General features: G+C 75.2%; 9 protein-coding genes. 6 read left to right on the plus strand and 3 right to left on the minus strand.

Going from position 1 to position 13,104, the window contains the following annotated elements; translation table 11 throughout:
- The first annotated feature begins 99 nt into the window (after positions 1-99).
- Entirely contained in the window at positions 100-1,488 is a 1,389-nt protein-coding gene (locus QRN89_RS27305; RefSeq protein ID WP_290353878.1) for a DNA-3-methyladenine glycosylase 2 family protein, read from the plus strand.
- 99 nt (positions 1,489-1,587) lie between these two features.
- Here QRN89_RS27305 and QRN89_RS27310 read toward each other — a convergent pair whose 3' ends face one another.
- Complete coding sequence (locus QRN89_RS27310) at positions 1,588-2,799, minus strand: helix-turn-helix domain-containing protein (RefSeq protein WP_290352034.1); 1,212 nt, start codon at positions 2,797-2,799, stop codon at positions 1,588-1,590.
- A 704-nt stretch (positions 2,800-3,503) separates the two neighbouring features.
- Between QRN89_RS27310 and QRN89_RS27315 the strand changes: the two genes are divergently transcribed.
- The 3 genes from QRN89_RS27315 to QRN89_RS27325 all read left to right on the plus strand — a co-directional run bounded on the left by QRN89_RS27315 (position 3,504) and on the right by QRN89_RS27325 (position 7,515).
- The gene (locus tag QRN89_RS27315; protein ID WP_290352035.1) at positions 3,504-5,210 is read left to right on the plus strand and encodes a protein phosphatase 2C domain-containing protein; all 1,707 of its coding nucleotides are present in this window, start codon (positions 3,504-3,506) and stop codon (positions 5,208-5,210) included.
- 27 nt (positions 5,211-5,237) lie between these two features.
- Entirely contained in the window at positions 5,238-6,980 is a 1,743-nt protein-coding gene (locus QRN89_RS27320; protein ID WP_290352037.1) for a pyruvate dehydrogenase, read from the plus strand.
- A 121-nt stretch (positions 6,981-7,101) separates the two neighbouring features.
- Positions 7,102-7,515 (plus strand): ATP-binding protein, encoded by a 414-nt coding sequence (locus QRN89_RS27325; RefSeq protein WP_290352039.1) that lies wholly within the window; start codon positions 7,102-7,104, stop codon positions 7,513-7,515.
- A 259-nt stretch (positions 7,516-7,774) separates the two neighbouring features.
- Here QRN89_RS27325 and QRN89_RS27330 read toward each other — a convergent pair whose 3' ends face one another.
- Both QRN89_RS27330 and QRN89_RS27335 read right to left on the minus strand, forming a co-directional pair.
- Positions 7,775-8,860, minus strand: coding sequence for a DUF2637 domain-containing protein (locus QRN89_RS27330; RefSeq protein WP_290352041.1), 1,086 nt, complete (start codon positions 8,858-8,860; stop codon positions 7,775-7,777).
- 222 nt (positions 8,861-9,082) lie between these two features.
- Positions 9,083-9,952 (minus strand): (2Fe-2S)-binding protein, encoded by an 870-nt coding sequence (locus tag QRN89_RS27335; RefSeq protein ID WP_290352043.1) that lies wholly within the window; start codon positions 9,950-9,952, stop codon positions 9,083-9,085.
- A 707-nt stretch (positions 9,953-10,659) separates the two neighbouring features.
- Between QRN89_RS27335 and QRN89_RS27340 the strand changes: the two genes are divergently transcribed.
- Complete coding sequence (locus QRN89_RS27340) at positions 10,660-11,493, plus strand: GntR family transcriptional regulator (protein WP_399009629.1); 834 nt, start codon at positions 10,660-10,662, stop codon at positions 11,491-11,493.
- Between the two features lie 9 nt (positions 11,494-11,502).
- Positions 11,503-13,008, plus strand: a complete 1,506-nt coding sequence (locus QRN89_RS27345) for a WD40 repeat domain-containing protein (RefSeq protein ID WP_290352044.1) — start codon at positions 11,503-11,505, stop codon at positions 13,006-13,008.
- Positions 13,009-13,104: the final 96 nt, after the last annotated feature.

The raw sequence follows: 13,104 nt of genomic DNA on the forward strand, positions 1-13,104 counted from the left end.
AGGGGCGGGCGGGCTCGCCCCTGCTCCGGTCGCCCCCGAGGCGTCGTGTCCGAAATCCGCCGGACCGGCGGCCTCCGGAGACGGACACTGGACGGTGTGATGGACGACGACAGCAGGTACGAAGCCGTCAGCAGCCGGGACGCACGGTTCGACGGGGCGTTCTTCTTCGCGGTGGAGACGACCGGGATCTACTGCCGTCCCAGCTGCCCCGCGGTGACGCCCAAGCGTGCCAACGTCCGCTTCTTCCCGTCGGCCGCGGCCGCCCAGGGCCACGGCTACCGGGCGTGCCGGAGGTGCCGGCCCGACGCCGTTCCGGGGTCGGCCGAGTGGAACGTCCGGGCCGATGTCGTCGGGCGGGCCGTACGGATGATCGGGGACGGTGTCGTCGACCGGGAAGGCGTCCCCGGGTTGGCCCGGCGGCTCGGCTACAGCGCGCGGCAGGTGCAGCGGCAGCTGAACGCGGAGCTGGGCGCCGGTCCCGTCGCACTCGCCCGCGCGCAGCGGTCGCACACCGCGCGGGTGCTGCTGCGGACGACCGCGCTGCCCGTCACGGAGATCGCGTTCGCGTCGGGGTTCACGAGCGTGCGCCAGTTCAACGACACCATCCGGCAGATCTACGCCCGCACGCCCACCGAGCTGCGCGCCGAGAGGGGAGCGAAGCGGGCCGCCGGCAGCGCCGGGATCCCGCTGCGGCTGGCCCATCGCGGCCCGTACGCCGCGGGCGAGGTGTTCGACCTGCTCGCCCGGGAGGCACTGGACCGGATCGAGGAGGTCGTCGGGGTGCCCGGGGCGCGTACGTACCGCCGCACCCTGCGGCTGCCGTACGGTTCCGGGATCGTGGCCGTGGACGAACGCTCGGCCGGTCCGTGGCTCGACGCCCGGATCCATCTGACCGATCTGCGTGATCTGACCACCGCCGTGCAGCGGCTGCGCCGGCTCTTCGACCTGGACGCCGACCCGTACGCCGTGGTGGAGCGGCTCTCGGCGGACCCGGTGCTCGCGCCCCTCGTCGCCGCACGTCCGGGGCTGCGGTCACCGGGCACGGCGGAGCCCGAGGAGTTCGCCGTCCGTGCGGTCGCCGGGCGGGAGGAGTCCGCCCGGCTGGTCGAGACGTACGGAAAGCTCCTGGACCAGCCCTGCGGCGGGCTCACCCACCTCTTCCCCGAGGCGGCGGCGCTCACCGGTCACCCGGTCGTCGGCCCCCTGGCGACCGCGCTCGGGGACGGCGACGTACGGCTCGACCCGGGCGCCGACCGCGACGACGCCGAACGCGCGCTGCTGACGGTGCCCGGGCTCACGCCGCGCAGCGCCGCGCTGATCCGGATGCGCGCGCTCGGCGATCCCGACGTGGACCCGGAGCCCGAGGGGCGGGGCGGGCCGTTCCGGTGCTCCGGCGGCGAAGCCTGGCGGCCCTGGCGCTCCTACGCCACCCGTCACCTCCAGGCCGTTTCGTCCCGGCGCCCCCCGGCGGCCGTCGGCGCCGGCTGAAGGGAGCCGGGGCGACCGCCCGTCGTCCTCGCAGATCCGGGTCTCCCTCCACCGGGGGGTGGAGCAGGAGACCCCTGCGCGGCGACGGGGCCGTCGTGGTCACCCCGCGGCGGCCGGCGCCGTTTCCCCGTCGAGGGCGGTCGTCCGGGGCCGCGCCGTGTCGGCAGCCCACATTCCCGTACCCGTGTCCGCTTCGGGGCCCGGCGGTTCCGCGGACGCCGTCGCCGCGAAACCCGCCTCGGTGTCGGCGGCAGGCCCGGCGCTCGCCCCGGACGTTCCGGAGGCCGCCGCCGCGCCCGTCCACGCACCACCCGCCCGGTCCTCGGCTGCCGTGCGTGCCACCCACCCCTTCTCGTACGCGTGCCAGCCGAGTTGGAGCCTGGTCGTGACGCCGGCCAGTTCCATGAGGCCCTTCACGCGTCGCTGGACCGTGCGGAGGCCGAGGTCGAGCTGCTTGGCGACACTCGCGTCCGTCATGCCCGCGAGCAGCAGCGAGAGGATCTCCAGGTCGGCGGCGTCCGGGCCCGCGGGGCCGTCCTCCGTCACCCCGCCGCCCCCGCCGAGGCGCAACGGCAGCGCCTCTCGCCACACGGCCTCGAACAGGCCCGTCAGCGACTCCAGCAGCCCGCTCGCGTGGACCACGAGCGCCGCCGGCTCCGAGCCCCGCCCGGTCAGCGGGACCATCGCCAGCGTCCGGTCGGCGACGACGAGTTTGGTCGGCACGCGGTCCACGACGCGGACCTGTTCGTCACGGCCGAGCGAGGCCGACACCTCGACGAGCCCGGTCGGCAGCGTCAGCACCTCGCGTTCGATGACCACGCGGTACGCGACGCCGCGCTGCGCCGCCCGCTCCTCCGCCTCGTTGTCCGTCCCGGACACGACCATCGGCTTTCCGGTGACGAGCGCGCACACCTCTTCGGACGCGCCCAGCTGGAGCTGGAGGAAGCGGTGCGCCACCGCGCTCGCGCCGGTGACGACCTCGACCAGGTCGTGCACGGGCAGTTCCGTGGCCTCGGCCCGGTACTCCTGGGCCAGCAGCGCCGCGGCGAGTTCGGCCTGCTCGAGTTCGTGCCGGTGCTGGGTGAGCAGCGCGCCGAGGGCGACGCCCGGCGGCGCCGCCACCCAGCGGCCGGTGCGTGCGGACGACTGGGCGGCCAGCCCGTGGTGCTCCAGCAGACGCAGCGTCCGTTCGGTGTCCGCCTCCGGGAGCGCGAGGCGGTGCGCCAGATCGGCCACCTCCGCGGCGCCGAGCGCCACCAGCGTGCGGTACGCCGACTCCTGCCTCGCGTCGAGACCTATTGCTCCCAGCACCCCTGAGCCCTCCCCGGACCTCGCCATTCCGCTTGCTGCGGGCACGATCGTGGCGGAAACCGGCCACGGCGTAAACCCGCCGTCCTCATCATCCCCGCAGGGCTTCCGGCTCTGCCAATGTGGCGCCACCACCAAGGATCACCGACACGGACCGCGTCCGGAATCGACCTGGGAGGGCGATGTGTCCGAACGCGCGCACGAACACCGGCGGACGGTGCCGTCGACGCGCCGCCGGCCGGGCGCCGTCCCGGACGGGAGCGCCCCTGCGAATTCCCCCGCGGCCACGGCGATCGGGCAGCCGGCGCCGGCGCGCAAGCGGAACGCGGAGGCGCCCACCGTCCGGACCCGGGGTTCCGCGCGGCGCGGAAACGCGTACGCCCGGGGAATCCCGGTCCTCTTCCCGGCTCCCGGCCCTCCCGTGGGCGGCCGCAGGACGTTCCCGGTGACGGACGGCCAGAAGCCGACGCCCCGGAAACGCCGGACGCGCTCGGTGCGCACGGATGACGCCGCGGGCCCAACCGGCCGACGCGGGCGGGAGATCCGTCACCCGGTCCGTCGAACTCGCGCACGCCGTGCGCTGACCACCTGAACGTCCGCCGGGCGTCCTTCCCGTGGGGGGTTGGGACGCCCGGCGGACTCCCAGCCCGGCCGGGTTTTGTGGAATACGCCGTTTTCGTGCGGCCTCCGCGGTCGACAATAGGGACATGAGTCAGCAGGGGGACAGGCCCACCGCAGGCGACGACTGGTGGAACCGGCTGTACGACGAGTCCGCCCCGGACACCGGCCCCGCCGCCGCCGCGGGCGACACACTCGACGACCGCTTCGACTCCGCGGTGGACACGGTGGGCCCGGACGGCCCTCGGGGTTCCTGGTGGGACCCGTCCCACCGGGGCGGCGGCGCCCCTTGGGAGCCTCCGCCTCCCACCACTTCGCCCGCCGCGGCGGGTTCCGGTGCGGATCCGCTCGTGTCCCGAGCGGGGCCCGGGGTGCCCGCATCCGCCGTGCCCGCACCCCCGCCCCCACCGTCGGCCCCGCCCCCCGCGCCGCCCGTACCGCCCGTACCGCCACCTGCGCCGCCCGTACCGCCGGCCCCGCCCGTCGAGCCCGGGGGCCCCGCGGTCTCCATCCCCTCACCGGCCTCGTCGAGCGCTCCTGCCGCTCCCGTCCCACCGATCGCGCCGCCCCCGGCTGCCGGCCGCCACACGCCCGGTGCCCCGTCCGGCGCGGCCCCGTCGGGGACGCCGCTGCCCGCCGCCTCCGGTGCGGAGCCCGCGGGAGGGTCCGTGCCGGAACCCGCGCCGGAGCGACCGCCGATGCCCGCCGCGCCCCCTGACGGGACGTCCGCCGCTGCCCCCGACCGGGGCACCCGGGCCGCGGGGCTTCGTGCGGCCGTGCCGTGGGGACGGCGCAAGGAGGGCGCCGGCGCGGGACGGGGCGACAGCAGGGACGGGTACGTGGGGGACCGGCCGCCCACGTACGACGCCGAGCCCACCGCGCTGCCCGCCGCGGATCCGCAGGAGCTCGACGGGCTCGTCGCGGACACGGTGCTGGACGGCGCGCGGTACGGCTCGTTCACCCTGCGCGCCGCCTCCGTGCGCGGCGACTCGGCCCGCTACCGCGGTGAGCACCGCCGCGACGCGCTGCTCACCGCACGCTTCGGCGCCGGGGAGCACGCGCTCGTCCTGGTCGCCGTGGCCACCGGGGCACGGGCCGCGGAAGGCGCGCACCTCGCCGCCGCCGACGCATGCCGCTGGATCGGCGGCGCCGTCGGCCGCAGCCACGCCCGGCTCGCCGAGGACATAAGGGCCGGCCGGCGGGGCGACCTGAAATCGGGGCTCCACCGGCTGACCGACCGCTCCTTCGGCCGGCTCCGCGCCCGCGCGGACGAACGGGGCGTACCCCCGGAGGAGTACACGGCGAGCCTGCGATGCCTGCTGCTGTCGGCCGATCCCGCCTGCCGCACCCGGGTGTTCTTCGGCGTCGGCGCCGGAGGGCTGTTCCGCCTCCGCGACGGCGGTTGGCAGGATCTGGAGCCGGCGCTCCCGGACGCCCTCGCCGGCGAACCCGTCGTCGGCTACGGCTCACCTCCCCCGGAGACCCGGGAGGGCGACCGGCTCACCATGGACCTGGGCGTCCCCACGCCCCCGTCGCCGCACGTCGACGCACCCGTCCCGCCGCCCGCCGAGCCGTTCCGCTTCCGTGCGTCCGTGGCCCGCCCGGGGGACACGCTGCTGCTGTGCAGCAACGGCCTCGCCGACCCGTTGCGCGGTGAGTCCGCGCTCGCCCAGGAGTTGGCGGAACGGTGGGCGGGCACGGAGCCGCCCGGTCTCGCCGCCTATCTGGCCGACACCCAGCTGAGGGTGAAGGGCTACGCCGACGACCGTACGGCGTGCGCCCTCTGGGAGGCGTAACCGCCGGGGCCGTGGATAGATGGATCCATGGCCAAGCAGAACGTCGCAGAACAGTTCGTCGACATTCTCGTCCGCGCCGGTGTGCGGCGGCTGTACGGAGTCGTCGGCGACAGCCTCAACCCCGTTGTCGACGCCATCCGCCGCAACTCCGCGATCGACTGGGTCCAGGTCCGCCACGAGGAGACGGCCGCGTTCGCCGCCGGTGCCGAGGCACAGATCTCGGGCCGGCTGGCCGCGTGCGCCGGCTCGTGCGGCCCCGGCAATCTGCATCTGATCAACGGCCTGTACGACGCCCATCGCTCCATGGCCCCGGTCCTCGCCCTGGCCTCGCACATCCCGTCCTCCGAGATCGGGCTCGGCTACTTCCAGGAGACCCATCCGGACCAGTTGTTCAGGGAATGCAGCCACTACTGCGAGCTGATCTCCAACCCGCAGCAGATGCCGCGCCTGCTGCAGACCGCTGTCCAGCAGGCCATCGGCCGCAGCGGCGTCAGCGTGGTCGCCCTCCCGGGGGACATCGCCTCCCGTCCCGCCCCGGAGAAGTCCATCGAGCACGCCCTCGTCACCTCGCGCCCCACCGTCCGGCCCGGCGACGCGGAGATCGACGCCCTGGCCCGGATGATCGACGAGGCGGACCGCGTGACGCTCTTCTGCGGCAGCGGGACCGCCGGCGCGCACCACGAGGTCATGCAGTTCGCGGAGCGCGTCAAGTCACCCGTGGGTCACGCGCTCCGCGGCAAGGAGTGGATCCAGTACGACAACCCGTACGACGTCGGCATGAGCGGACTGCTCGGCTACGGCGCCGCCTACGAGGCCACCCACGAGTGCGACCTGCTGATCCTGCTCGGCACGGACTTCCCGTACAACGCCTTCCTGCCGGACGACGTGAGGATCGCCCAGGTCGACATCCGGCCCGAGAACCTCGGCCGCCGCTCCAAGCTGGACCTCGCCGTCTGGGGCGACGTGCGCGAGACGCTCCGCTGCCTCACCCCGCGCGTGCGGCCGAAGAACGACCGGCGCTTTCTCGACAAGATGCTCAAGAAGCACGCGGAGGCGCTGGAAGGCGTCATCAAGGCGTACACGCGCAAGGTCGACCGGCACGTGCCCATCCACCCCGAGTACGTGGCGTCGGTGCTCGACGAACTGGCCGCCGACGACGCCGTGTTCACCGTGGACACGGGCATGTGCAACGTCTGGGCGGCCCGTTACATCACCCCGAACGGCCGGCGCCGCATCATCGGGTCCTTCAGCCACGGCTCGATGGCGAACGCCCTGCCGCAGGCCATCGGCGCTCAGTTCGTCGACCGCGACCGCCAGGTCGTCTCGATGTCCGGCGACGGCGGATTCACCATGCTGATGGGCGACTTCCTCACCTTGCGGCAGCACGACCTGCCGGTCAAGATCGTGTTGTTCAACAACTCCTCGCTCAGCATGGTCGAGCTGGAGATGCTGGTCGCGGGCCTGCCTTCGTACGGAACCGCCAACCTCAACCCGGACTTCGCCGAGATGGCCCGGGCCGCGGGCGTGTACGGCGTCCGGGTGGAGAAGCCCAAGCAGCTCGCGGGCGCCCTCAAGGACGCGTTCGCGCACGACGGCCCGGCTCTCGTCGACGTCGTCACCGACCCGAACGCCCTGTCCATCCCACCGAGGATCAGCGCCGAGATGGTGACCGGGTTCGCGCTCTCCGCCAGCAAGATCGTGCTGGACGGCGGCGTCGGCCGGATGGTGCAGATGGCCCGCTCGAACCTGCGGAACGTACCGCGTCCGTGACTACGGGTGAAATCGGCATGCGTGGCGGCACGGCGGCGGGGCATGCATTCCGGGAGTGCCTGTTCGAGCCGGACGGGACGAGCGAAGGGGAAGGGACCGTTCCGACGTGCGGTGGGGGAAAATGGCGGGGCGTCAGGAAGGGTCGGGCGCCGCGCAGTTGCGGCGCAGCGTGAGGCGCGCGGACCTCAGGGCGGTACCGGAGGTGCGGAGGGCCCTGCGGGCCCTGCTGGGTCACTGGGGCGAGCCGGGCTCGGCCGAGGTGGCGGAGCTGCTGACCAGTGAACTGGTGACGAACGCGCTGGTGCACACGGAGGAGGGGGCGGTCGTCACGGCGACGGTGGCACCCGCACGACTCCGGGTCGAGGTAAGGGACTTCACGACCGGGCTGGTGGAGCCGCCCGCGGAGCCCGTGCCCGACGAGAGCACGCACGGCAGGGGACTGCTGCTGGTGCAGAGCCTCGCCGACGCGTGGGGTGTGCGGGCCCACGGCCTGGGCAAGGCGGTGTGGTTCGAACTGCACGGCGGGCGCGCGTGACGGGCGCGGATGGCCCGCTGCCTGCGGAGGGTGCGCCACGGATACGGCGTGCCTCGAGGCGGGCTTGGCGCGGGTCGACGGGGTTGACGCGGGGGTGACGCGCGAGGTCGGGCCGGTGCGCGCGTGAACTCGGACGGGCGGGACCCGTGCGGCCGTGCGAACGCAAGGTCGGCGACCGGCGAGTCCGTGCCGACCCGGACGTGAACGCGGACGGGCGGGACCCGTCGAAGGGTCCCGCCCGTGTCGCCGGTTCGCGTTGTCAGCCGAACTGCTGCTCGAGATGCTTGAGCTTCTTCTCGAGGGAGTCGAGACGCGGCAGCGCCTGGGTGTCGTCCTCGGCCGTGAGGTCGACGGTGACCGGGTCACCGCCCTTCACGGCCTGCAGGGAGGCCCGGGCGCGCGACGGCGGTTGCCCGGACTCGGCCGTGGCGGGCTCCGCGACGGACCCGACGGCCGGGGCGGAGCCCGGGACGGATCCCGCCGCCGCGGCGGGGCCCGCGAGGGTGCCGCTCACGGTGGTGGTGACCTCCAGCTGCCGTCCCCCGCGCCGCCCCCACGCCCGGTGCTGCCGGCTGAGCGCCCTCAGCCGGGCCCGCTCCAGTTTCTCGTGGTCCCGCCGGCGCATGCGCTCCTGCTCCTTCTGCCGCCGGTCCTCGCGCACCTCGTCGACCGCCTCGTCCAGGGTGCGTACGCCTTCGAGCAGCATCAGCGACCAGGCGCCGAACGTCTCACGGGGAGCCCGCAGCCACCGTACGACCCGGATCTGCGGCAGCGGCCGGGGTACCAGGCCCTGCTCGCGCAGCGCCGCCCTGCGGGTCTGCTTCAGTGCCCGGTCGAAGAGCACGGCCGCGGAAAGCGACATGCCCGCGAAGAAGTGCGGGGCCCCGTCGTGGCCGAGACCGCGCGGCGCGTGGACCCAGTTGAACCAGGCCGCCGCACCGGCGAACAGCCAGACCAGTATGCGCGAGCCGAGCGCCGCGTCGCCGTGGCTGGCCTCCCGCACCGCGAGCACGGAGCAGAACATCGCGGCGCCGTCGAGGCCGAAGGGGACGAGGTACTCCCATCCGCCGGAGAGGTTCAGGTTCTGCCGGCCGAAGCCGACCAGGCCGTGGAACGACAGTGCCGCGGCGACCGCGGCGCAGCAGAAGAGCAGGAGGTAGGAGGCGGTGCCGTAGACGGCCTCCTTGCGCCTGCGGCGCTCCTCGCTGCGCTCCCAGGAGTCGTCGCTCGCGGTACCGCCCCCCGTGCGCCTGCCACGCGCGAGCACCGCCACCGCCGCGACGACCCCTGCGAGCATCACGCCGCCCGGAAGCAGCCAGTCGAGCGATATGTCGGTCAGTCTCATGCGGTGTCCCTTGCATCTGCATCGCGTTGGGCGTTTCGCGCGCCATATTGGCCGAAGTGCCGTCGCGGGCAGGGGGTTTCCCCGCAAGAGGGCGCCAAGAGGGCTTCGCGGACTGCGAATAGGTGTCTTTCGCTCGAACATCACAGCAGGCGCAGGGAATTGAGTTCGATTACTGCTGCCCGGGGCACGTCGCGGTGCCGAGCGCGGGGTGGTCCCGGCGGGTCAGCTCTGCGTGGCGAGCCGCCGCACGCGGTCGGCGTCGCAGGTGCGAGGACAGGTGACGCAGGTGTCCTCGGGGCGCAGCGTGTAGAACAGGCAGCAGCTCGCACGGTCCCTGGTGGGCAGCGGCTCCCCGGACGGCCCGGTGAGTTCGCGGAACCCTGCCGTGCCGACGTACGGCTTGGTGGTGCCGGGCAGCAGCGCCTCCAGTTCCGTCATCGCGCGGCGCTCCTCGCCGAGGAGGTGCGCCACGTACCAGAGCCCTTCGACGATCTCGTCCGTCGCCATGCCCCACAGGGCGCGCCGGCCGCGCCGCATGCGCGGGCCGAAGCCGTCGAGGATCGCCTCCATGTGCTCGGCGACGGCGTCCCGGACCTCCGCGCGCAGCGCGTCCTCGTCGGCGACCACCCGCGCGCCCGGGAGCACGGCCGCCGGGTCGCCGGGGAGACAGGAGAAGGCGCGGACGCGCACCGCCATCCGGCCCCGGGCCCGCTGGTACGAGACGTCCTCGACGGGCAGCCGCGGCACGCGCCGCTCGAGGAACCACGGCACCGTGATCAGCAGACAGGCGGGCCAGGCGTAGCGGTGGAGTCCGAAGCTCGCCACGACGTCCGGGCGGGCCTGCTGCCCGTAGTCCTGCAGCACCTGTGCGTTGTCCCACGCCAGGAACGCGTCGAGGGCCGCGCCACCGGCCGCGAGGTCCGCCGCCGCGACCCAGCCGGCGCCGCGCGGAGCCGGTTCGCCGTCCGCGAGCTGCCGCACACCGAGCCCGGGGAACACCGCGGACATCCGTGCGTACGCGCCGGTCACGGGCGCCGTGGCGGCGGAGGGGGCGGCAGGCCGCGAGTCGTGGAGAACAGCGGGGACCGTCATGCGGGGACCACCGAATCGCGCTCGTGAGCAGGTTAGCCTTACCTTACCCGACGCTATCGGTGTTTGAACTGTGACCCCGTCCGCCTATCGTGCACGCAGGACCCGCGCCGTGCGAGCCGGGTCCGGAACGCGGTCGGAGGAGGACCCGAGTGGAGCAGGGCAGAGCGCGCGGCGACGCCGCGGCACCGCCGTCCGCGTCCGTCCGCGTTCCCGGACAGACCCGAGGGGAGCACGCTCCCGGCCCCGGCCAGGGCCCGGTCCCGGCCCAAAACCCGGCACACGGTCCGGCCCGGGGCCCGGCGCCGTCCCACCCGTCCCGTCCGTACGGTCCGGTCGCGTCCCACGGTCCGGCAGACGACCCGGCGCCGCCCCGCGAAACGTCGGAGGGGCCGGTCGTGTCCCACGGGCCGTCGGAGTCGTACGGGCCGGTCGCCTCCCACGCGTCGGCGCGGGGACCGGCGTCGCACGGCCCGTCTCCGTCGCACGGTTCGGCACACGGCCCGGCGGCGTCCCGCGAACCGTCCTCGTCGCACGGCCCGGCCGCGTCCCGCGGCCCCGCCACGCCCTGCCGACCGGCCGACGGTCCGTTGCCCTCGCATCGCCCGGCTCCGGCCGAGGCCGGTGCGGAGCGGTCCGCGCCGGAGCACCGTCCCGACCCGGGGGCCCGTCCCGGACCGGCGCCGCTCCCCGGGGAAGGGCCGGCCCGGATTCCCGGGCAGCCCCGCGAGGAGCGGGACCCGAGTACCCGATCGTCTCCCGGCGGACGGGCGAGCGGCGCGGGCGCGGGAGTCGGCCGTGAGCCGTCCGGCACCGGCGTCGCACCCGCCCCGCGCCGGTACGACGAGGGGGTCGAGCCGCCGTCCGGCGCACAGGTCCGCGGTGAGCACACCCACAGCGAGCCCCCGGCTCCCGGCACCGTCGTCCGGCGCCACTCCGTGCGCGGCCAGATCCTGGACGCGCTCCGAGCGGCCCTCGTCAGCGGTGAGCTGCGCCCCGGGGAGGTCTACTCGGCGCCCGCGCTGGGCGAGCGGTTCGGCGTCTCCGCCACCCCCGTGCGCGAGGCGATGCAGCAACTGGGCCTCGAAGGCGCGGTGGAGACGATTCCGAACCGCGGCTTCCGCGTCGTCGTGCGCACGGCCCGGGAACTGGCGGAGCTCGCCGAGGTCCGCGCTCTCATCGAGGTACCGGTGATGCTGCGGCTCGCCCGTACCGTTCCTGCCGCCCGCTGGGCCGAACTCGTCCCGCTCGCCGAGGCGACCGCGGCCGCCGCCGCGACCGGGGACCGGGCCGGCTACGCGGAGTCCGACCGCGCCTTCCACCGCGCCGTTCTGTCGCTCGCCGGCAACGACCAGCTGGTGGCCGTCGCGGACCACCTCCACCGACGCGCGCAGTGGCCCCTGGTGAGCGCCCCCGCGCCCCGCCGGGCGGACCTCGTGGCCGACGCCGCCGAGCACGCGGCCCTGCTGGAGGCGCTCATGGCGCAGGATCTGGCAGTGGTGACCTCCCTCGTACGGGAGCACTTCAACGGCGCGGACCGCTAGGCGCGACCGGTGGCCGACCCGGTCGTCCCCCTCACGGCCCAGAGCGTGCGCGGCACTGTCTGGACCCTCGCCAACCAGCTCGGCGTCGTGGCCCGGAGCCCCGGCGAACTGGTCGGCGCACTCACGGGCCTCGGAGTCACGGGCGTGGTCGTCGTACCGCAGTCACCCGCGGCCGGGGAGCCGGCCGAGGTGGACGAGGCGGCCGAACTCGTCCGTGCGCTGCGGGACCTCGGCCACATCCGGCTCGTGACCGCACCCGGGCGGGAACGGGGGAGCGGCCGCGAGGGTGCCGCCACCGGCGTGGTGGTACCGAAGTCCCCGCCCCTTCCGTCCGGCGGGGCGACCGGCGCGGTCACGGACGACGGCCTGGTCCGGGATGCCCCGTTCGGAGCGTCCGACCTCGGCGACCCCGCCGCGGTCTGCACCGCGGACCCGTCGAGCGTGACGGCCGCGTTCGAGCACGGCCCGCACGGCCCGCACGGCCCGCACGGTCGGTACGAAGGCGACGGCCCGGAGGGACGCGCCGGCGGAGGCGACGGTCCGCACGGAGGCGCGCGCGGAGACCACGGCCCGGAAGCGGGCCCGGAGACCCGCCCGGACGAGCACGGCGGACTGCGAGCCGCCTGGTTCCGCGCCGGACAGTCCCTCATCCGGGAACAGCCACCGGCCCAGCGGGCACTCGTCCTGCTCACCGCGCTCGGTGACGACGCCGACCCACGGCTCCGCCCCGCCCTGAACGCCCTTGCCGCCACGGCCCCGTGGCGGTCCGACTGGACCCGGGTGCGGGGCGATGTCTCCCCGCCCTGGCCCGGTCCGGTGGCGGCACTCGCCCAGGGCACGGGCCGCTGGTCGGGGCATCTGCTCGTCGCCGACCAGCGCGGAGCGATACGTTCCGTGCACCCGGCCGACGCCGCACCCGCACCGGGCACGGCCACCCTGCCCGTCCGGATCACGGCTCTCGCCCCCATGCCCGACGGTGCCCTGCTGATGCTGGACGAACGGGGCCGCCTCCGCACCCACGGCGACACCCCTCTGACGGACGCGGTGGCCGCCACGCTGGACGCACACCCCGGCACGGCGCTGGCCGCCACGAGCAGGCTCGTCCTGGTCGGCGACCGCCACGGATCGCTGCACGCGTTCGGTCACGGCGGCATGCACCAGGCCGCCGCGCACCGCGGCCGGGTCACCGCCGTGGCGGTGGCGGACGGCCCGGCAGCGGTGGTCTGCAGCGGGGGCTCCGACGGCACGGTCCGCACCTGGACGCCCGGTCGCAGCACGGACGACACCCCGCTCGCGGAACGGGGTTGCGCGGTCACCGCCCTCGCGGCCCACGGCCGGACGCTGGCCGTCGCCTGGGCCGACGGACTCGTCGAACTCCGCCGCCTCGGTACGGACGAGGCCCTGCCGCTGCGGCCGGGCCCGCCGGTCCGGGCGGTGGCGGTGACGGGGGAGCGGTCGGTCGTCGTCGGCACGGACGACACGCTGTTCCGGGTCACGGCCCGCGCGCTGCCCTGACGGTCGCTGCGCCGGTGTTCACGGTGCGGAGCTCCGGTACGCCCGGCACATCACGCCGCCGGGGCAGGGCTCGTCCGCGGTGCTCGTTCCTGTCAC

This window comes from Streptomyces sp. HUAS CB01 (assembly GCF_030406905.1).
Classification (GTDB): domain Bacteria; phylum Actinomycetota; class Actinomycetes; order Streptomycetales; family Streptomycetaceae; genus Streptomyces; species Streptomyces chengbuensis.